General features: G+C 70.2%; 18 protein-coding genes and 2 tRNA genes. 11 read left to right on the top strand and 9 right to left on the bottom strand.

Features of this window, described 5'->3' with window-relative positions; genetic code table 11:
* Positions 1–131 precede the first annotated feature (131 nt).
* Positions 132–1100, bottom strand: a complete 969-nt coding sequence (locus EAO79_RS01825) for a diacylglycerol kinase family protein (protein ID WP_124767572.1) — start codon at positions 1098–1100, stop codon at positions 132–134.
* Between the two features lie 57 nt (positions 1101–1157).
* On the opposite strand from EAO79_RS01825, the gene serS reads away from it, so the two are divergent.
* From serS to EAO79_RS01795, 6 genes are all read left to right on the top strand, one after another.
* Positions 1158–2423 (top strand): serine--tRNA ligase, encoded by a 1266-nt coding sequence (gene serS / locus EAO79_RS01820; protein WP_124767571.1) that lies wholly within the window; start codon positions 1158–1160, stop codon positions 2421–2423.
* Positions 2420–3244 (top strand): HAD family hydrolase, encoded by an 825-nt coding sequence (locus tag EAO79_RS01815; RefSeq protein ID WP_124767570.1) that lies wholly within the window; start codon positions 2420–2422, stop codon positions 3242–3244. Before serS ends, EAO79_RS01815 begins: the two co-directional genes overlap by 4 nt.
* Before the next feature lie 146 nt (positions 3245–3390).
* Complete coding sequence (locus EAO79_RS01810; protein WP_079706469.1) at positions 3391–4638, top strand: LCP family protein; 1248 nt, start codon at positions 3391–3393, stop codon at positions 4636–4638.
* Positions 4639–4734: 96 nt separating this feature from the next.
* Positions 4735–4819, top strand: a tRNA-Ser gene (locus EAO79_RS01805).
* A 91-nt stretch (positions 4820–4910) separates the two neighbouring features.
* Positions 4911–6251: an LCP family protein gene (locus tag EAO79_RS01800; protein WP_124767569.1), complete on the top strand. Its 1341-nt coding sequence runs from the start codon at positions 4911–4913 to the stop codon at positions 6249–6251.
* Between the two features lie 202 nt (positions 6252–6453).
* Positions 6454–6542 (top strand) — tRNA-Ser (locus tag EAO79_RS01795).
* Between the two features lie 199 nt (positions 6543–6741).
* Here the strand turns inward: EAO79_RS01795 and EAO79_RS01790 are convergent.
* Positions 6742–7425, bottom strand: coding sequence for a hypothetical protein (locus EAO79_RS01790; protein WP_124767568.1), 684 nt, complete (start codon positions 7423–7425; stop codon positions 6742–6744).
* A gap of 208 nt (positions 7426–7633) precedes the next feature.
* A complete protein-coding gene (locus EAO79_RS01785) occupies positions 7634–7882 on the bottom strand; it encodes a DUF2795 domain-containing protein (protein ID WP_124767567.1) in 249 nt (82 codons plus the stop codon).
* A gap of 102 nt (positions 7883–7984) precedes the next feature.
* Here EAO79_RS01785 and EAO79_RS01780 point away from each other — a divergent pair, with 102 nt between their 5' ends.
* The 3 genes from EAO79_RS01780 to EAO79_RS01770 all read left to right on the top strand — a co-directional run bounded on the left by EAO79_RS01780 (position 7985) and on the right by EAO79_RS01770 (position 10811).
* Complete coding sequence (locus EAO79_RS01780; RefSeq protein WP_124767566.1) at positions 7985–8887, top strand: hypothetical protein; 903 nt, start codon at positions 7985–7987, stop codon at positions 8885–8887.
* A 180-nt stretch (positions 8888–9067) separates the two neighbouring features.
* The gene (locus EAO79_RS01775; protein WP_124767565.1) at positions 9068–9961 is read left to right on the top strand and encodes a putative RNA methyltransferase; all 894 of its coding nucleotides are present in this window, start codon (positions 9068–9070) and stop codon (positions 9959–9961) included.
* A gap of 106 nt (positions 9962–10067) precedes the next feature.
* Positions 10068–10811 (top strand): RNase H family protein, encoded by a 744-nt coding sequence (locus EAO79_RS01770; protein ID WP_124767564.1) that lies wholly within the window; start codon positions 10068–10070, stop codon positions 10809–10811.
* Between the two features lie 132 nt (positions 10812–10943).
* Here EAO79_RS01770 and EAO79_RS01765 read toward each other — a convergent pair whose 3' ends face one another.
* A complete protein-coding gene (locus tag EAO79_RS01765; RefSeq protein WP_079706474.1) occupies positions 10944–11654 on the bottom strand; it encodes an endonuclease/exonuclease/phosphatase family protein in 711 nt (236 codons plus the stop codon).
* Positions 11655–11756: 102 nt separating this feature from the next.
* On the bottom strand, positions 11757–13994 hold the full coding sequence (locus EAO79_RS01760; protein WP_124767563.1) for a UvrD-helicase domain-containing protein: 2238 nt from the start codon (positions 13992–13994) through the stop codon (positions 11757–11759).
* A 180-nt stretch (positions 13995–14174) separates the two neighbouring features.
* On the opposite strand from EAO79_RS01760, the gene EAO79_RS01755 reads away from it, so the two are divergent.
* Positions 14175–14687: a DUF4190 domain-containing protein gene (locus EAO79_RS01755; RefSeq protein WP_124767562.1), complete on the top strand. Its 513-nt coding sequence runs from the start codon at positions 14175–14177 to the stop codon at positions 14685–14687.
* Positions 14688–14713: 26 nt separating this feature from the next.
* Here EAO79_RS01755 and EAO79_RS01750 read toward each other — a convergent pair whose 3' ends face one another.
* Positions 14714–15604 (bottom strand): metal-dependent hydrolase, encoded by an 891-nt coding sequence (locus tag EAO79_RS01750; protein ID WP_124767561.1) that lies wholly within the window; start codon positions 15602–15604, stop codon positions 14714–14716.
* 126 nt (positions 15605–15730) lie between these two features.
* Between EAO79_RS01750 and EAO79_RS01745 the strand changes: the two genes are divergently transcribed.
* Positions 15731–16105: a hypothetical protein gene (locus EAO79_RS01745; protein ID WP_124767560.1), complete on the top strand. Its 375-nt coding sequence runs from the start codon at positions 15731–15733 to the stop codon at positions 16103–16105.
* Between the two features lie 94 nt (positions 16106–16199).
* On the opposite strand, the gene EAO79_RS01740 is transcribed toward EAO79_RS01745, so the two are convergent.
* The 3 genes from EAO79_RS01740 to EAO79_RS18995 form a co-directional block, all read right to left on the bottom strand.
* Positions 16200–17228, bottom strand: coding sequence for a YdcF family protein (locus EAO79_RS01740; RefSeq protein WP_124767559.1), 1029 nt, complete (start codon positions 17226–17228; stop codon positions 16200–16202).
* 73 nt (positions 17229–17301) lie between these two features.
* Positions 17302–18882 (bottom strand): sodium:proton antiporter, encoded by a 1581-nt coding sequence (locus EAO79_RS01735; protein ID WP_064296856.1) that lies wholly within the window; start codon positions 18880–18882, stop codon positions 17302–17304.
* 145 nt (positions 18883–19027) lie between these two features.
* Positions 19028–19198, bottom strand: coding sequence for a hypothetical protein (locus EAO79_RS18995; RefSeq protein WP_153303529.1), 171 nt, complete (start codon positions 19196–19198; stop codon positions 19028–19030).
* Positions 19199–19221 lie beyond the last annotated feature (23 nt).

The following is a 19221-nucleotide window of genomic DNA, read 5'->3' as shown; positions in this document are numbered from 1 at the left end:
GCATCGGCGTCACTGCGGGTCATCGACGTGAGCGCGCCCCTCCGGAGACCCGCGCTCACGTCGATGACCCGCGCTCACGCCAGCGCACCGCGCTGGCACCCCACCGAGCCAGGATGGGGGACGGGTGGTGGCTACGGGAGCTTGACGAGCAACCCGCCGCGGTGCGCGTCGAACGCGACCATGGTCGCCATGCCGAACGCGTCGCCGTCGAGCTCCAGGTCCTGCGCCTCGTCGACCCGCACGGTCAGCGCCTCAGCACGCAGGTTCGTCACGGTGTTCCCGCCCCGGCCCTCGGTGAAGCGGATCATCCGTCGCCCCACGGCAGTCCGCCGCAGGACCCGGTTCTCCCACGTCACCTTCCGCCACACGAGCAGCCAGCCGAAGGCACCCTTCGGCTGCAGCACCGCGACGTCGAGGAACCCGTCGTCGAGTTCGGCGTCCGGCATGAGCTGCACCCCGCCCTGCAGCGTGCCGCAGTTCCCGACGAGCACCGAGCTCACGGTCGCCGCATGCTGACGGTGCCCGCGCAACTGGTAGTGGATGCGGAACGGCGCGGCCGTGGCGATCGAGCGGAGACCGGACTCGACATAGGCGAGCCAGCCGAGCGACTTCTTGAGGTCGGGGTTCGCGGTGGCGATCATCATCGCGTCGATGCCCATGCCGGCCATCACGACGAACGCGTGCTCCTCCTCCGACCCGTCGGCACGGGTGATCATGGCGACGCCGATGTCGATCGCGCGCGTGTCGCCCGTGAACGCCGTCCCGATCGCGGCCAGCTGGTCGCCGAGCGGCACCTTCAGGTTCCTCGCGAGCAGGTTGCCGGTCCCCGAGGGGATGAGGGTCAGCGGCACACCGCTCCCGCGAAGGCCTTCGGCGACGGCCCGCACGGTCCCGTCGCCGCCGGCCACGAGCACCACCTGAGCACCGTCGAGGACCGCGCGCCGCGCCTGACCGACACCGGGGTCGTCGACGCTCGTCTCGTACAGGTGCGGAGCCGCCCATCCCGCCTCCTGTGACCGCGCCTCCAACGCGCTCCGCAGCCGGGTGGCGTCGACCTTCACCGGGTTGTACACGAGCGCGGCGTGCGGGGGAGTCGGCATGGCCCAACGGTACTGTCCCGGGGCCTCGTCACCGACCTCGATCGCTAGACTTGCCGGGTGATCGATCCCGTACTCCTCCGCGAACAGCCAGAAGTCCTCCGAGCGTCGCAGCAGAAGCGAGGGTCCTCCGTCGACCTCGTCGACCAGGCGATCGACGCCGACACCGCACGCCGCGCTGCGATCACCGGGTTCGAGGAACTCCGTGCCGAGCAGAACGCGTTCGGCAAGCAGGTCGCCAAGGCCCCCAAGGAGGAGAAGGCCGCCCTCGTCGCCCAAGCGCAGCAGCTCGCCGCCCGCGTCAAGGAGGCCCAGCAGGTCGCGACCGAGGCCGAGGCCTACTTCGCCGACGTCGCCGGTCGCATCCAGAACCCGGTGCTCGACGGCGTGCCCGCCGGCGGCGAGGCCGACTTCATCACGCTCCGCGAGGTCGGCGAACGCCCCTCCTTCGACTTCGCCCCGCGCGACCACCTCGAGCTCGGGGAGCTCCTCGGCGCCATCGACATGCAGCGCGGCACCAAGGTCAGCGGCTCGCGCTTCTACTTCCTCCGCGGCATCGGCGCCCGCCTCGAGATCGCCCTCATGAACCTCGCGCTCGACCGCGCGATCGAGGCCGGCTTCGTCCCGCTCATCACGCCGACGCTCGTGCGCCCCGAGATCATGAAGGGCACCGGCTTCCTCGGCGAGCACGCCGACGAGGTCTACCAGATCGCCGGTGAAGACCTCTTCCTCACCGGCACGAGCGAGGTGGCGCTCGCCGGGTACCACTCCGACGAGATCCTCGACCTCGAGGAGGGCGCGCTCCGCTACGCCGGCTGGTCGACCTGCTACCGCAAGGAGGCCGGGTCCTACGGGCGCGACACCCGCGGCATCATCCGGGTGCACCAGTTCAACAAGCTCGAGATGTTCGTCTACACCAAGCCGGAGGACGCCGCCGCCGAGCACGAGCGCCTGCTGTCGTACCAGGAGGCGATGCTGCAGTCGCTCGGCCTCAGCTACCGGGTCATCGACACGGCCGCCGGCGACCTCGGGTCGAGCGCGGCACGCAAGTTCGACGTCGAGGCCTGGGTGCCGACGCAGGACGCGTACCGCGAGCTCACCAGCACCTCGAACTGCACCACCTACCAGGCGCGTCGCCTCGACACCCGGTACCGCGGGGAGTCGGGCAAGACCACGCCGGTCGCGACGCTCAACGGAACGCTCGCGACCACCCGCTGGATCGTCGCGATCCTCGAGACGCACCAGCAGGAGGACGGCAGCGTCGTCATCCCCGAGGTGCTGCGTCCGTACCTGGGCGGCATCGAGGTCGCGAGGCCGATCCGATGACGGACGAGACGACCACCACCGCGAACCCGCTGCTCGTCGCCCTCGACATCGACGGCACCGTGCTGCACGAGGACGGTTCGCTCAGCCTGTCGGTCGCCGACGAGGTGCGCCGCGTGGTCTCGCTCGGCCACATCGTCACCTTGGCCACCGGTCGCAGCTGGGAGAGCACGCGCCCGGTGCTCGAGGAGCTCGAGCTGACGCCGCAGTACGTCGTCTGCGCGAACGGTGCGCTCATCATGAAGCGCGATGAGTCGAAGCCCGACTCCTATGAGCGCTTCTTCATGGAGACCTTCGACCCGACCGAGGTCCTCGGGCTCATCCAGCCGCACCTCTCCGAGGGCAGCTACATGGTCGAATACCCCGACGGCTTCCGCAAGTACACGGTCGGCATGGAGGACTGGAACCTCGAGAACGCGATCGAGGTGCCGTTCGAGGAGCTCGTCACGAGCCCCGTGACACGCGTCGTCGTCGTATCCCCGAGCCACGACGAGGAGGAGTTCCTCCGCATCGTCGACAAGATCGGGCTCAGCCAGGTGAGCTACGCGATCGGCTGGACGGCATGGCTCGACATCGCGCCGAAGGGCGTCAACAAGGCGACCGCGCTGGAGCGTGTCCGGGAGTGGCTGGGGCTCGAGCGCTCGCAGATGGTCGCCGTCGGCGACGGCCGCAACGACGTCGACATGCTCGGCTGGGCCGCAGCCGGAGGGCGCGGTGTCGCCATGGGCCAGGCGCCCGAGGAGGTCCTCGCGGTCGCGTCGGAGGTCACCGGCACGGTCACCGACGACGGTCTCTCTCAGCTCCTGAGGAGCATTTCGGGTTAGCATCGTCCAAAGCTCCGTGCCGATACGCCGTTTCCGGTGGGCACGGGGCGTCGGTGCGCGCCTGCTCCAGGTGTCGCCGGACGACTCGCCGCAGCCCGGTCTCCTGGGTTCCGGCCACCCCTGTTCCTGAGACGAGAGCGAGATCCATGACCCGCAACGCCGACGCGTCCAAACCGCGCGCCGCCGTCCGTCACGGCAGACTCCGCAAGTCGAACCCGTTCGTCACCGTCGCGAAGATCGTCGCCGCGACGGCCGCCGTCGTCGGCGTGAGTGGCATCGCGGTCGCCGGTGTGGCCGCGCTCGACCTCGCCAACAGCGTCAAGCCCGTCGCCCACCTCGACAACGAGACGCCGGGTGCGCCGCCGCCCAACATCGGCGCGATCGAGGGCGGCGTCAACCTGCTCCTCGTCGGCAGCGACTCGGGCGATGGCAACCAGGCGTACGGCGAGCGAGACGAGAACCTCAACGACGTCACGATCCTCATGCACATCTCGGCAGACCACTCGAGCGCCACGGTCGTCAGCTTCCCGCGCGACATGTACGTGCAGATCGGCGACTGCGCCGACGGCGGCAACGGTCGCGACAAGATGAACACCGCCCTCATGTACGGCGGGGCCGACGGCGGGCTCGCCTGCGCGGTCTCCACGGTCGAGGGCATCACCGGCCTCTCCATCCCGTTCGCCGCGCAGATCGGCTTCGACGGCGTCATCTCGATGTCGAACGCGGTCGGCGGCGTGCCGGTGTGTGTCACCGAGCCCCTCAACGACGCCTGGAGCGGCATCAACCTCGACGTCGGCACCCACGACCTCTCGGGCGCGTCCGCCCTCGCCTTCCTCCGCTCACGTCACGGCGTCGGCGACGGCAGCGACCTCTCGCGGATCTCGAACCAGCAGGTCTTCCTCTCCTCGCTCGTCCGCACGCTGAAGAGCAGCGACACGCTCTCCGATCCGATCAAGCTCTACTCGATCGCCCGCGCCGCGCTGAAGAACGTGACCCTGTCGAGCAGCCTGAACAACATCGACACGATGGTGTCGATCGCCGCAGCGCTCAAGGACATCCCGCTCGACCGCGTCGCGTTCGTCCAGACGCCGACGGCCACGGTCGAGGGCGGAGTCGAGGCGACGTCCGATGCCGACGTCCTGTGGACGGCGCTGCAGAGCGACCAGGCCGTCGCCCTGTCCGCCACCGGCAAGTACGTCGTGACCGACCCGAACGCGCCGGTCACGCCAGACCCGGCGACCACCGACGCGGCTGCCGATCCCGCTGCCACGGCGGACCCGGCAGCGCCCGCGGACCCGTCCGCCGCCGGCCCGGTCGCCTTGCCCGACACGATCACGGGCCAGAACGCCGCGCAGAACACCTGCACGGCGGGTCGTCCGGAGGAAGACCAGTAATCACCGCGTGATCGGATGGGGCCGCTTCGTCGCTGGCCCCATCCGATACACTCGATCCTGGTCGTCAGCTGCGTCATCGCGGGCGATCGACCATCAGGAGGGCTGTCCGAGCGGCCGATGGAGCCAGTCTTGAAAACTGGTGGGCAGAAATGTCTCGTGGGTTCGAATCCCACGCCCTCCGCACTGCTTTCACCGCCCCGAGAGACTCCCGCGCCTCGGAGCCCACGGCTCCGGGCTGTGCGCTTCACATGAACCCGTGGTTGAATCGACGAATGCCCCCGCATTCGACCGACATCGACGAGCCCGCCGGCGACGCCGCGGCACGCCGAGCGGCAGCTCGTGGGCCCCGCCCGAAGAAGCTCGCGACCATCGCCCGCCACGGACGACTCAAGCGGTCGAACCCGATCGCGACCGCCCTGAAGATCGTCGCCTCGACGCTCGCGGTCGCACTGGTCAGCGGTGGCATCGTCGCCGGCATCGCCCTCTGGGACGTCGCCGCGACCGTGAAACCCGGCGTCGCGCTCGTCGACTCGCAGGGTGAGGCGGTCACCGATCTGCCCGCGATCGGAGCGTATCCCGGTGGCGTCAACCTCCTGATCGTCGGCAGCGACTCGCGCGCCGGTCAGGATCCCGTCTTCGGTGATGCCGAGGAGGAGACGGGCAACCTCAACGACGTCACGATGCTCGTGCACATCTCCGAAGACCACAGCAACGCGACGGTCGTCAGCTTCCCTCGCGACATGTTCGTCCCGATCCCGTCCTGCCCCGACCCGTCCGGCGGCTCGTTCGACTCGATGAGCCGGCAGAAGATCAACACCTCGCTCAGCTACGGCGGACTCGCCTGCACGGCGCTGACGGTGTCGCAGCTCACCGGCCTCGAGATCCCGTTCGCCGCCGAGGTCCAGTTCAGTGGCGTGATGGCCATGTCGACCGCGCTCGGTGGGGTGACGGTGTGTGTCGCCGACCCGATCGAGGACGAGTACACGAACACCTTCCTCTCGGCGGGCGAGCACACGCTCGAGGGGTACGAGGCACTGCAGTTCCTCCGCACCAGGCACGGTGTCGGCGACGGCAGCGACCTCAGTCGCATCAGCAACCAGCAGGTGTTCCTGTCGGCGATGATGCAGCAGGTGAAGAGCGCCGAGACGCTGACCAACCCTGGAATCCTCTACTCCCTGGCCAAAGCGGCGGCGAAGAACATGCAGCTGTCCGACAGCCTGACGAGCCTCGACACGATGATCGCGATCGCCATGACGTTGCGTGAGGTCGACCTCGCGAACATCGCGTTCGTGCAGTATCCGAACGCCGCCGTGGAGGGTGGCGTCGAGCCGATCGACGATGCGGCGGCCGCGCTCTTCGAGGCGCTCGGCAACGACCAGCCCATCCAGCTCTCGGGCGCGACCGGCGCGGGTGCGGTGGCGAACCCGACCGACCCGACCGCGGTCGAGCCCGCCGAGGGTGCGGATGCCGGTGGCGATCCTGCGGCGACGGCCCCGCCTGCCGATGCGACCGACCCCTCCGCCGGTGGTGCAGTGGTCCTTCCGTCGTCCGTGACGGGCCAGACCGCCGACCAGCGCACCTGCTCCCGCGGTCGTACCCTCGACAACCAGTAGGCGTCCCGGTCCGTCTCCGACGCCGGTCTTTCAGCGAGCGCAGAAGTGGCCGCCCCGGTCCCTGCCCTCCGACAGACTCAGGAACCACAGTCCCGGTCACTGAGCTTGTCGAAGTGTCGAAGGGTGTCTCGGACCCGGGGATTCGTCACCACGCCCATCACCGGTTATGCTGGTCGTCGTGCGTCCGCTTGCGAGCGCACATGGAGACGTCGCATAGTTCGGCCTAGTGCACCACCCTGCTAAGGTGGAGTCCCCGTAAGGGGACCGCGGGTTCAAATCCCGCCGTCTCCGCACTGGATCTCAGCTCGAAACCCTCGGTTCGCCGGGGGTTTCTGCGTTGCACGATGTCTGTCGGAATCGCCAGCGCGGTGCGCTGACGTCACCGCGCCCCGCACGCGTGAGCGCGCCCCTCCGGAGACCCGCGCCCGCGACTGTGACCCGCGCTCACGTCAGCCCACCGCGCTGGGGAATCCACCAGGTGGCGGTGAGCTCAGTCGCCGAAGTTCGTGTACGGTGCGCCGATGCTCTCGATGGGGCTGTCGGGATCCTGCGCGGAAATGAAGACGGAGTACGTGTGCTCGTTGCCTTGGTCGTCGGTACCGACCGGTGTCTCCGCCACCGAGATGCTGAAGTGACGTCCGCCGTTCGCATCAACCTGGTCGGGGTGCTCCGGATAGCGTTCGCGGACGGTACTGACCGATGCCCCGACCACCGTCCCCTCGATGGACCGGAAATCGACCTCGCCGAGGGCCGACGCCGTCACGGCGACCGACCAATCAGGGATGAACTCGCCGCCGTCGCCCTGGCGGTCGAAGATGCTGATACCCGCCCATTGATAGGTGGTGTTCGGGACTTTGCCCGTCGAGTTGTCCTCGACGACGGGTTCCTCTCCGAACAGGTTCGTGAGCTTGGCACGCGCCTCCTCCGACGGGTCGTCGTAGGCGAAGCTCTCCAGTGGCGTCCCGGTCGTATCGACGAGTTCGAGTGCCAACGGGCCGACGACGATGGCGACGACGTCCTCCGCAGGAGGGGCAGTCGGTTCCGGCGTGGCCGACATGGTCGGGGAGCCGACGGGCGTGCCGGTGGGTGCCGGTGCACTCGGCGCGCAGCCGGTGAGTGCGACTCCGAGCGCGATGACGATTCCGACAGCTGCAGACCATGTGCGTTTCCCCATCGGGCCAGTCTAGGAGCCCGAACGCGAGCAGCAAGGACGTCACGCACCGTGCCGAGAGCCTGCCCGGCCGAGCCGCCACGCGGTGCGCTGACGTCACCGCGTCCCGCGCGCGTGAGCGCGCCCCTCCGGAGACCCGCGCCCGCGACTGTGACCCGCGCTCACGTCAGCGCACCGCGCTGGGGAATCCACCAGGTGTCGGATGAGACGGTCAGGCGGAGCGACGGAGCTCGCCGTGGTGGCGGAGTTCGCGGAGGATGCCGAACGAGCCGGCGTAGTGCTCTTCGGTGAGCGTGTTGAGCGCGGCGAGCGTCCCGCGGTCGAGTCCGGAACGGACGGCGATCGACTGCAGTTCGCGGCGTGAGATCGGGAAGTCCACGGTCCTGAGGAGGGTCTTCAAGTCGGTGCAGGCCGCTGTTTCTGGCGGCTCCGCTGTGTCGGGGTAAGGTCTGGCATCCATGTCCACATTGTCGGTATCGACCCCCGAAAAGGCGACAGTCGGACTCCGTTCTGGCGCAAGAGGGCGCTAGCCTGACGTGAAATGATGCGAGGGAGCGGCACCGTGCCCGATGACCGCGACACCGGAACGCCGGCCCCGACTGGCCTCGCGTCCGCAGCCGTCGAGTTGCTGCGCGTCCCCCTCAGCGGCTTCGTGACGGAGCGCAAACGCCTGGCCGTCGCAGCGCGCGACGACGGGGATGACGACCTGGCGACGGCGATCCTCGCGCTCCGCAAACCGTCGGTCGCCGCCTGGGCGCTCAACGTGTTGACGGCGCACCGCCCGGACCTGCTCAGCGAACTGGAACAACTCGGCTCCGCGCTCGGCGACGCTCAACGCTCCGGCGACGCCACTGCGCTCCGCACGCTCGGCACCGAACGTCGCTCGCTGATCGCGACGCTCGTCACCGCCACCGTCGAAGCCGCAGCAGCGGAGGGGGCGTCCCTCTCCGGAGCGGTGATCGAGACCGTCCGCCAGAGTCTGCAAGCGGCGAGTGCAGACGCCGACCTCGCCGCGCAGGTGTCGTCCGGGCGGCTGACCGACGCCCCGACCTCGAGCGGAGCGGGGTGGGGTGGTGTGGTCGGCGGGCCAGGATCCCCCGGTAGGCGCTCCACCGCCGACGGGTCCGTCGGGACGCGGGGCGACGGAGACTGCGACCATTCCGACGATGACGACGACCGACGCCGACGCCTTCGGGCCCGGCTGGAGGCGGCCGAGCGCGACGAGGAGGCAGCGTCCAGCGCGAGTGAGGAGGCGACCGCCTTCCTGGACGAGTCGGCGGTCCGGCGATCGGGACTGCAGCGTGACCGCGAGGACCTCGCACGGCGCCTCGAGGAGCTCGACGCGGACATCGCCGACGCCGATCGCGAGTGGGTCCGACGCCGACGAGAGGCTGACCGGGCGCAGCGTGCCAGCGACGCAGCACGCGAGGAGGTCGAGCGTCTGCGGAGCGCGCTCGAGGACTGAGTCACCGAGCCGATCGAGTCACCGCGGTGCCGAAGCCCGCCGCGACGGATCGCTGCTCGAACGTTCCGGCGCACGCACCATGCGGCACGCGCCTAGACTCACCGTGTGGGTGAAGTGCGACAACCGGAAGCATCGCGGCGGCGACGGACACAGCAGCTGGAAGCGGAGCGTTTCGAAGGCATGCCGATCCTCGCTGACGTCCCGCAGCACGATCGGCTGAGCCTCGTCGCCCCCGATCTCGCGTGCACGATCTGCACCGCGACCCTCGAGCTCGGCGACCGCGTGCTCCGCTGCCCCGCCGGTCACAGCTTCGACATCGCCCGGCAGGGGTACGCCTCGCTCGTCGTCGGCGGTCGGACGCCGAAGACCGGCGACACGCAGGAGATGGTAGCGGCCCGCGCAGCGTTCCTCGAGGCCGAGCACTACGAGCCGATCGCCGACCACGTCGCCACGACCCTGCCGCTCGCGCGCTTCCTCCCGGACGGCTCGGTCGACGACGACAGCGCCCCGCTCGTCGTGGACATCGCCGGCGGGACCGGCTACTACCTGGGCCGGATCCTCGACGCCCGGCCGGCCTGGCGCGGGTTCGGGTTCGACCTGTCGCCGCTCGCCGCTCGTCGCGCCGCGCGCGCACACGGCCGGGCTGCAGCGGCGACCGCTGATGCCTGGGCGCCGTTCCCGCTGCAGGCGGCGTCGGTCGACCACCTGTTGAGCATCTTCGGCCCACGCAACGGTCCCGAGATGCGTCGGGTGCTCCGCCCGGACGGCCTGCTCACCGTCGTGACGCCGCGACCCGGTCACCTGGCCGAGCTGCGCGACCGTCTCGGCATGATCGGGATCGCCGAGCGCAAGGACGCCCGCCTCGACGCGCAGCTCGACGGCTTCGCGCTCCGCTCTCGCGACACGCTCGACTACGCGGTCGAACTCATGCCGGAGGAGGTGCGCGACGAGGTCCGCATGGGGCCGAGCGCCCACCACCTCGACGACGACGTCTTCGAGCAGGCGATCGCCGACCTGCCCGGCTACACGACGGTCACGGTCGCCGTCACGCTCAGCGTCTTCGCGCCCGCCTGACGCCATCCGCCTGACGCCGGGCCAGCCCGATACCGGCACCGCGGGACCGGCGTCGGGGCGTCGGTGGTGCGTCGATACGATGGAGGGCACTCATCGAAAGGCGCTCATGACGATCACCGCTGCCGCAGACGGCTCCGCCCTCGGCAACCCCGGACCCGCCGGCTGGGCCTGGTATGTCGACGACGATTGCTGGGCAGCTGGGGGATGGCCGCACGGCACGAACAACATGGGCGAGCTGCGCGCCGTCCTCGAACTGTTCCGCGCCACCGAGCACCTCGACGAGGACCTCCACATCCTCTGCGACAGCAAATACGTCATCGACTCGATCACGAAGTGGATGCCGGGCTGGAAGAAGAAGGGTTGGAAGAAGGGCGACGGCAAGCCCGTCATGAACCTCGAGCTCATGCAGGAGATCGACGCCGCCATCGCCGGGCGGCGCTACCGGTTCGAGTGGGTGAAGGGTCACGTCGGTCACCGACTCAACGAGGCGGCCGACATCCGCGCCCGCACGGCGGCTGAGGCCTTCCAGCGCAAGACGCCGGTGCCGGAGGGACCCGGTTGGACCGGCGCCGGAGCTGCGGAGACCCCGTCGATCCCCGAGGCTGATGCCGAGGCTGAAGACGCTCCCGAGACGACCGAGCCGGAGCTGTTCGCCGACCTCGAGGTCGAGGAGGAACGCACCGCCCCCGTGTTCGACGCGGAGGACGACGGCGCGCTGTTCTCGCTCGACGTCGAACCGACGTGGCACCAGCTCACCCTCGATCTCACGTCCGACGAGCACGAGCGCCTGGTCCGTCGCGCCCGCGAGGCCGGCACGAGCGTCCAGGAGTTCCTCCGCGGCCTCATCTGACGTCGCTTTCGAGTTCACAACTCAGGACGAGCGCGGCGTTTCCCGCGTGGCACGCCGCGGCAGGAGGGCGCCGCGCCGAGCGCATCCTGAATTGCGAACCGGACGGGGCGCGCACAGGGGCAGGCGACCGGGTCAGCGGGCGGCGGACTCCGGCGCGTCGTCGTCCTCGGGCACGGCGAAGCCGTAGCTCGCGTCCACGAGGATCGGCAGGTGGTCCGAGATGCCGCGGCGGAGCGTCTGCACCCGGTCGATCTTGAGGCCCACGGACGTCGCGAAGTCGAAGTGCCCACGGAACATCTTGTAGCGGGTGTAGGTGCTGCGATCGCTGAGGCTCAGGTCGTAGCCGCTCTCCTGCATCTTGGTGCCGAGGCCCTTCTGGAAGAGCGGGTAGTTGTAGTCGCCGACCATGAGCGTCGGGACGTCGCCCATCGCGTGCAGCTGCTCGTGCGCGGCCTTGATCTGGTGCCGACGCAGTGAGTTGAGCGCGGTGAGCGGGGCCGCGTGGAACGAGGCGACGATGAGTTCGCGCCCGGCCTCGACGTCGGTGAGGCGGGTGCCGATGAGGCGCTCGTGCGCCGGCGCGAGCACCATGTCGTGCAGCGACTTCTTCAGCGCGAACGTCTGCGTCGACTCGGCGGTGAACCGGTCGCGGCGGTAGTAGATCGCGAGGCCGAGCCGGTTGCGGTGGGTGCTGTCGGCGAGGTGCAGGCCGCCGAGCTCGGCGGGCAGCTGCAGGGTGTCGGCCTCCTGCAACGCGAGGACGTCCGGGCCGAACTCTTCGGTGAGTGCGACGAGCTCGCCGCTGGCCTTGTTCTTGCGGAGGTTGTAGCTGATGACCTTCATCCCAGCCTCACATTCTGTTGGCAGAGCCCAAGCCTACGGTCCTTCCCGTCGCCCGGTGCTCTGGAGGGGTCCGGACGACGGTGCGTCGCCGGTTGCCCGCGGTCAGCTCGACGAGTCGACGACCGTGAGCCGTTGGGTGGCACGGGTGAGCGCGACGTACCGGAGCGACAGGGCCGCGTGTCCTGTCCCGCCCAGCGCGTCGGGCTGCACGAGGACGACGCTGTCGAACTCGAGGCCCTTGCTCTCACGCGCGGTGCCGGTCCACACCCGCGCGCGATCGGCTCCGGCGTCGGCGAGGAGGGTGTCGATCTCCGCCAGGAGCGCGCGGGGTGCGATGACGCCCGCGATACCGGCGTGTGCGGTGATCGCGTCGACGGCGGCGCGGGCAGCCGTCGGGGCCAGCGCGGCGGGTTCGACCGTGAGCAGCACGGGCTCCTCCTCGCCGCGTCGGATCGACACGGGCGCCGGGGAGTCCGGGTCGAGTTCGAGCCTGACGGGATCGGCGAGCGCCATGATCTGCTCGGGCGTCCGGTAGTTGACGGTGAGCAGCTCCTCGGTCCAGCGCGGGAGCTGGGGGCCGAGCAGCTCCTGCCAGCTGGAGCGGGTGGCGGAGGTGCTCTGCTGGTTGATGTCGCCGACGAGCGTCATCGAGCGGTTGGGACCGCGTCGCAGGACGGCCCGCAGCAGCATGGGGGTGAGCTCCTGCGCCTCGTCGATGATGACGTGCCCGTAGACCCAGGTGCGGTCGCTCGCGGCGCGTTCCGCGGGGCTGCGGTCGTCCTCCACGGTCTGGCGGTCGGCGAGGTCCTGGGCGGAACGGAGGTAGTCGTCGTCCTGGGCCTCGTCGTCGATGCTGATGTCACCGATCATCTCGAGCACACTGCGCGCGTACTCGACGTCGTGCCGGCGCTCGTAGGCGGCGCGGCGCTGGCGTTCCAGCTCGGGACGCTGGTCCTCGCCGATGAGCTCGGCGGCCTCGTCGACGAGGGCGATGTCGCCGGGCGTGAGCCGGGCCGCCCAGTCGGTCTCACCTGCGCCGTCCGTTCCGGCGACGGGTTCGCGGAGCAGGAGGCGACGCTCCTCCTCGGTGTGGTCTGGCGCGACGCGAGCGAGCAGCTCTGGATCGGTGAAGAGGCGGTCGATGATCTCGGCCGGCTCGAGGATCGGCCACATCGTGTCGAGCAGCTCCTCGACCTCGGGCTCCTCGCTCAGCTCCTGTCGACGCTCGTCGGCATCCTCGCCCGTGCGGGGCTCGAAGCCGTCGCGCTTCGCCTCGAGCCCGATGAGGTGCGTCAGCACGGCGCGGTCGAACCGCAGCTTCGCCTCGTTGTGCGGCGTGCCCGAGCGCTCGATGCCGGCCTTGATCCGGCGCAGGACGCCCGGCGTGACGCGGAGCGGGCCGTCACCGGCGATGCGGATCGTGACCGGCTCGTCGAGCGGCACCTGGCGCTCGCGGACGGCCCGGGCGACGACGTCGGCCATCCGCAGTCGACCCTTGAGTTCGGCGGCCTCGAGCGAGTCCTCCGCGTGTGCGTCGAGTCCGGGCACGAGGGTCGCGGGCGTCACGAGGACGACGGCGGTCTCGCCGAGCGACGGCAGCACGCGGCTGATGTAGTCGAGGAAGGTCGAGTTCGGCCCGACGATGAGCACGACACTGCGCATGAGCCGCTCGCGGTGCTCGTACAGGAGGTACGCGGCGCGGTGGAGCGCGACGGCGGTCTTCCCGGTGCCCGGACCGCCCTGGACGAGGAGCGTGCCGGGGAGGGGCGCGCGGATGATCGCATCCTGCTCGGCCTGGATGGTGTCGACGATGTCCGCCATGTGCTTGGTCCGGGCGCGACCGAGGGCCGCCAGCAACGCACCGGACTCGCCGATGCCGCTCGGCTCGTCGTCGCTGAGCATGGTCGTGTCGAGGACCTCGTCGTGCACCTCCGTGACGCGGCGACCGGCCGTGCCGATGCGGCGGCGTAGGCGGAGGCCTTCGGGTCGGAGTGGCGTCGCAGTGTAGAACGGGCGCGAGGCCGGTGCGCGCCAGTCCAACAGGAGCTGGTCGCCGCTCTCCGGGTCGCGCAGGCCGATGCGCCCGATGTGGTGCCGTTCGTCGGTCTCGCGTTCGAGGAGGCCGAAGAGGAGTCCGTAGCTGGACGAACGAAGCTCGACCATCCGCTGGCGGTGGTGGGCGACCAGGGCGTCGCGTTCCGAGAAGCTCGAGTCGTCGTCGCCGTCGAAGGCGCGGAGGGCGAGTTCGGAGCGTCGTTCCTCGAGGTCCGACTGCGACCGGATCACGTCGTGCAGCCGATCGAGATGGTCCTGTTCCTCGGCGATCGCGTCGTTCTGCACGGTGCTCCTTCTGGGTGTGGCGCGGTCCGTGTTCCGGGTTCACTGCGAGGACCGCACGAATACGGTAGTCGCTTTCCGGGCCCCTCACCGCCCTTGAGCGTGAGCTCCCAGAGAGCTGGAGGCTGCCGTCGGGGCGAGGGGTCGGGCATCGAGCGCGGGCTGGTCGGTAGGCTGACGGGCATGAGCACACCGGACGGATCCAAGCCGCAGCCCTCTGCGCCGCAGCAGGCGTACTCGCAGCAGTCGGTTCCGCCGCAGCCGTACCCGCAACAGCAGCTCCAGCCGCAGCAGTACGGGGTGCAGCCGTACGCCCAGCAGGCGCCCTACCCGCAGCAGCAGCCCTACCCGCCGCAGTACGGCATGCAGCCGTACGCGCAGCCGTATGCGCCCGTGTACCCCGCGCCGTACCCGTACCCGGCGTCGCCGCCGAAGGGTCTCAGTATCTCCAGCATGGTCATCGGCCTGGTGTCGCTGTTCTTCGGGTTCACCTTCGTGCTCCCGGTCGTCGGATTCGTCCTCGGCCTCATGGGGCTCCGCCGCGAGCCCGCCGGTCGCGCGATGGCCATCACGGGCGTCGTGCTCAACGGGCTGTTCCTGCTCGGCTGGGCGGCGCTCGTGCTGCTCTGGGTGTTCGTCATGGGTGGCCTGCTCGCCGGCGTCGGCAGCGCGGCCTCCACCGGCATCGCCGCCTAGTCGCCGGTCAACCGCCGAGCCGCCGGTCAGCCGGCCGGGACGACCGTGCTGACCATCGACAGCACCACGGCGCCGTCGACGTCTTCGCGTTCCAGCCAGACGGCGATGTTCGAGAACTCGCCCAATGACGCCACGTGGGTGCCGCCGCAGGCGATGACCGCGGGGCCGCCCGGAAGCTCGCAGTGCCAGCTGCGCCGATCCGTGAGCAGCTCGCCCTCGCGATCGATCCGGACGGCGGCGCCGCTGTCCAACCAGCCGTCGAGCGTGTTCCGGATGCGTGACCCGAGCGCGTCGAGGTCGTCGAGGGCGGCCGGGTCGAACCCCTTCCGTCGAAGCGACTTGCCGATGCGGTAACGGTCGGTCGACGCGTTCGGAGCGATCCGCGACGACTCGCAGGCGAGCGCGTCGAAATCCGGAGCCCCGAGGGCGTCGGGGACGACCTCCTTGCGCCAGGCGTCGGCGAGCGCGGCGTTCAGGGCGAGTGATGCGAGGTGGCAACCGGTGTGTCCGGCGGAGAGCGCGTGTCGGGTGGACGCGTCCACCTCGACGCGGGCCGTCTCGCCCTCGACGGCGCTCGGGGTCGCCTCGGCGGAGACCAGGTGGGCGACGAGGAAGGCCCACCCCTCGGTGCCCTTCTTCACGGGGATGTTGGCGCCGAGGTACAACTGAGTGCCGTCGGTCGCGGCGACGACGCAGTCCGTCACGGCGACCTCCACGGCACTCGTGCCCGCACCGAAGGTGATGGTCGCCGTGTCGGCGGGCTGGTCGGGCCACGCGGCGTCGACCGGGTGGCAGGCCGTCTCGTCGAGCACGACGGCGAGGTGGTCGCCGGCGGGTTCGACGTGCAGCACCGTGCCCGTCGAGACGAGGGCTCCGGAGGGATAGGTGACGCGCGTGTCCGTGACGGGGAGGCTCATGTCCCCACGCTATCGCGACCGGCTCGGGCGCCCGTCGGTGGCTGTCAACCCCGGGAGACCGTGGAGGATCACGACGTAGAGTCCGAGGACACGGAGCGCGACGCGTTCCGCGGAGAGGAGTGCATCATGACGGATCAGCAGGACCAGCGTTCAAGCGACGACCTCGCGACCGGTGCGGCCGGAGCGGACCAGGAAGCCTGGGAGGGTGCCGACATCGACACCGCAGAGCTCGTGAGCTCCGACCAGACGACCGCCGGACCGGGCTCGGACGGGTCGAGTCAGACCGTCGACGGCACCGGCTCGGAGGACGCGGCTCCCGACGAGGAGCAGGCGACCGAGGAGGCCGTCGAGACCCCGGAGCCCTCGACCGAACTCGACGCACCGCTGGCCGAGGGCGAGGGTGGCGACGCCGACGGCTCGGCCGACCACCAGCCCGACTCCGGTCCGGCCTCCGAGGCCACCGACGACGCCCGCGAGGTCTACGACACCGCACCCGACTGAGTCGGACACCACACGACCGACGGGCCGTCCTCCGATCCACTCGGACGACGGCCCGTCGCGCGTTGCGGTCGCCGTGTTCGAGTGAGACGGCGGCTCAGATCGGCAGGAGCGACCAGACCACGGCGAGGGCGATCAGGCCCGCGACGCCCGCGATCGCCAGCGCGTTCAGCTGACGGTGCTCGACCATGATGGCGACGTACTCGCGGAGGAACGCGCTCGGCACGTAGTAGGCGGCCGTCGGGGAGCCGATCACCTGTGCGTCGCTCCCGATCGAACGTGCGAGGAGCGCCGCGCGGAGGACGTGGTAATTGTTCGTCACCACGATCGTCTCGCCGTTCCGTCCGGCCGACTGCTGCAGGTCCCGGGAGAGCAACAGGTTCTCGCGCGTGCTCGTGGACGCGGTCTCCGGGAGCACGTCCGTCGGGTCCGCGCCGTTCGCGACGAGGTACTCGGCCATGGCCGTCCCCTCCGGGCGCGGTTCGTCGTCGCCCTGGCCGCCGGACGGGATCAGGATCGGTCGAGTCGTCCCCGGTGCTGTCGCCCGGTAGATGCGGAGTGCCAGGTCCAGGCGACTGCGCAGTAACGGCGGGACCTCGCCGTGGATGAGGCCGGAACCGAGGACGACGAGGGCGTCGGGCGTCTGGGTGTGACGGTAGCGGCTGTAGACGAGTGAGTACACGCCGAAGGCCGCGAAGGTCGCCGCCGCGTAGAAGCACGCGAACCCGAGCAGGAGACCCAGCGCGACGAGGACGATCGTCAGCCAGGAGGGCAGGGACTGCGGGTGCGCTCCGAGGACCAGCAGCACGGCCAGCACGGGCAGGACGAGGATCGCGACCCCGGCGAACAGCGAGAGCAGGTTGCCCAGGCTGCGTCCTTCGAGCCGGAGCATCGTGATGCCGTTGCCGATGAGGAGGACCCCGAGCACGCCCACCAGCAGGACCGTGCCGAACGCGGCGAGGAGCACGGTGAACGGCGTCGTGCGGGACGCCTCCGAGAGGAGCGCCACCAGCCCGCAGGCGATCGCGGAGACCAGGAAGACCCCGTTGCGCAGGCGGCGGGCGTCGCGGCGTCGGCTCGTGACGTAGAGCACCGCGAAGACGGCGGCCGGGAACAACATGATCATGCCCTCATCCTGCCCGACCGATCGTCCTGTACCGGTCGTTCGGATGGGGCATGCGGGCAGCGCGTCCGGGGTGCTATGACCGCGGCGGCTTCGGCGTCATCGCCTTGAGTGTCGCCTCCTCGGCGTCGATCGCCGCCAGGACCGCGGCGACCGCCGGTTCCTGGTAGCGACCCTCGGCGCGCGCCGAGAGGAGCGCCTCGCGTTCCGCCGCGATCATCTGGCGGCGGAGCCGGGCGAACGCGACCGTGCGGAGTTCCGAGCCGTCACCCGTGTACTGCTCGAGGGCGTTGGCCACGAAGCTCGCATTGGTCCGCAGACGGTTGAGCACCTGTTCCTCGTCCGCCTCGGTCGTCAGTTCGTCGAGGCGGTCCAGGCCGGCCGTCTGGACCTCCGCCATGAGCATCAGTTGTTCGACGCGCTCCTGGCTGTGGTTCGGCGGCGGGAGGTGCAGTGCGCGGATGATCCGGGGGAGCGCGAGCCCCGAGAGGAGCGTGCCGACCACGACGACGAACGCCAGGAACTGCAGGAACTCGCGCGACGGGGTGTCCTCGGGCAGCAGGAACACGGCCGCCAGGGTCACCACGCCACGGACGCCCGCTGCGGAGACGGCTATCCCGTTGCCCCACGACCAGCTCCGCTCACGGAGCCGTCTCGGCCCGAGCCGGTAGATCGCCGTGACCGTCATCTCCCACACGAACCGCGAGACGATGAGCGCCGCGAGGACCCCGATGCTGATGAACACGGTCGGCCAGAGCCCAGGACCGGTCTGGATCGCGCCCTCGAGGATGCCGGCCAGGTTGAGCCCGATGAACAGGAAGACGGCGTTCTCGAGGAGGAACTGGATGGTGCGCCAGTTGAGCGACTCGGCGATGCGCGCCTCGGCCGACTGCACGATGGGCGCCCGGTAGCCGAGCAGTAGCCCGGCGGTGACGACCGCGAGCACACCCGAACCGTGGATCGCCTGCGCCAGGAGGAACGCCAGGAACGGGGTGATGAGGGACAGGCAGGTGTCGAGGACTGGGGCGCGCAGGCGTCGGCGGACCTCGGAGAGCACCCAGCCGACCGCGAGACCGACGCCGACGCCGGCGACGACCTCGATGACGAACTCGCCGGCGATCATGACCGGGTTGACGACGCTCGTGATGGCGAGGATCGAGGCGTTGAGTGCCACGAGTGCGGTGGCGTCGTTGAGCAGGCTCTCGCCCTCGAGGATCGTCAGTACGCGGCGCGGGAGCCCGAGTCGTCCGGCGATCGCGCTCACGGCGACGGCGTCGGTCGGAGCGATGACCGCTGCGAACGCGAACGCCGCCGCGAGGGTGATCGACGGGATGAGGAGCCAGCTGGCGAACCCGACCGACACGACGGTGAACGCGACCGCCCCCACCGAGAGCAGGATGATGCCGTCGTTACGGGCACGGATGTCGATGAGGGAGATCCGGATCGCCGACGCGAAGAGCAGCGGCGGCAATAGTCCGTAGAGGATCAGGTCGGGTTCGATCTCGACGGTCGGGACGGCGGGGATGAACGACGCGACGCCGCCGACGAGCACCAGGGCCACCGGGGCGGAGACGCCCGCTCGGCCGGACAGGCCGGAGACGATGACGGTGACGACGACGAACACGACGATCCACGAGATGAGCGCGACGGGATCCATGTGGGGATTCTCCCACCTGGGACGCCGTGGTCGTCCGTACGATCGTCCGAACTCCGGAGCGGCCGGGATCGGCGCCGGTTCTGGACGCACGACGCCCCCGCACGGTCAAGCCGTGCGGGGGCGTCGATTGGAGCGGTGAGGCGGCTCAGCCGCGGCGGTTGGCCGCACTGCTGGAGCCGCGCTGCTCCGCACCGGTCTCCCGGGTGCGGAGACCGAAGCGGTAGGTGAGCTTCTCGGTGGAGTGACCGCGGCCGTGGACGGCGGTGCCCGCGGAACGGTTGGAGGACGCTGGGGTCCGAGTCTGAGTGATGGACATGGTGGTTCTCGATTCTGGTGTTA

Source organism: Plantibacter sp. PA-3-X8 (assembly GCF_003856975.1).
Lineage (GTDB): Bacteria > Actinomycetota > Actinomycetes > Actinomycetales > Microbacteriaceae > Plantibacter > Plantibacter auratus.
The sequence above is the reverse complement of the archived record's forward strand: the minus strand, read 5'-3'. Positions and strand labels throughout refer to the sequence as shown.

Excerpts from the sequence above, each read along its gene's own strand:
- EAO79_RS01825 (WP_124767572.1), bottom strand. The coding sequence starts at position 1,100 with ATGCCGACTCCCCCGCACGCCGCGCTCGTGTACAACCCGGTGAAGGTC.
- EAO79_RS01815 (WP_124767570.1), top strand. The coding sequence starts at position 2,420 with ATGACGGACGAGACGACCACCACCGCGAACCCGCTGCTCGTCGCCCTC.
- EAO79_RS01810 (WP_079706469.1), top strand. The coding sequence starts at position 3,391 with ATGACCCGCAACGCCGACGCGTCCAAACCGCGCGCCGCCGTCCGTCAC.
- EAO79_RS01800 (WP_124767569.1), top strand. The coding sequence starts at position 4,911 with ATGCCCCCGCATTCGACCGACATCGACGAGCCCGCCGGCGACGCCGCG.
- EAO79_RS01790 (WP_124767568.1), bottom strand. The coding sequence starts at position 7,425 with ATGGGGAAACGCACATGGTCTGCAGCTGTCGGAATCGTCATCGCGCTC.
- EAO79_RS01785 (WP_124767567.1), bottom strand. The coding sequence starts at position 7,882 with ATGGATGCCAGACCTTACCCCGACACAGCGGAGCCGCCAGAAACAGCG.
- EAO79_RS01775 (WP_124767565.1), top strand. The coding sequence starts at position 9,068 with ATGCCGATCCTCGCTGACGTCCCGCAGCACGATCGGCTGAGCCTCGTC.
- EAO79_RS01770 (WP_124767564.1), top strand. The coding sequence starts at position 10,068 with ATGACGATCACCGCTGCCGCAGACGGCTCCGCCCTCGGCAACCCCGGA.
- EAO79_RS01765 (WP_079706474.1), bottom strand. The coding sequence starts at position 11,654 with ATGAAGGTCATCAGCTACAACCTCCGCAAGAACAAGGCCAGCGGCGAG.
- EAO79_RS01755 (WP_124767562.1), top strand. The coding sequence starts at position 14,175 with ATGAGCACACCGGACGGATCCAAGCCGCAGCCCTCTGCGCCGCAGCAG.
- EAO79_RS01750 (WP_124767561.1), bottom strand. The coding sequence starts at position 15,604 with ATGAGCCTCCCCGTCACGGACACGCGCGTCACCTATCCCTCCGGAGCC.
- EAO79_RS01745 (WP_124767560.1), top strand. The coding sequence starts at position 15,731 with ATGACGGATCAGCAGGACCAGCGTTCAAGCGACGACCTCGCGACCGGT.
- EAO79_RS01740 (WP_124767559.1), bottom strand. The coding sequence starts at position 17,228 with ATGATCATGTTGTTCCCGGCCGCCGTCTTCGCGGTGCTCTACGTCACG.
- EAO79_RS01735 (WP_064296856.1), bottom strand. The coding sequence starts at position 18,882 with ATGGATCCCGTCGCGCTCATCTCGTGGATCGTCGTGTTCGTCGTCGTC.
- EAO79_RS18995 (WP_153303529.1), bottom strand. The coding sequence starts at position 19,198 with ATGTCCATCACTCAGACTCGGACCCCAGCGTCCTCCAACCGTTCCGCG.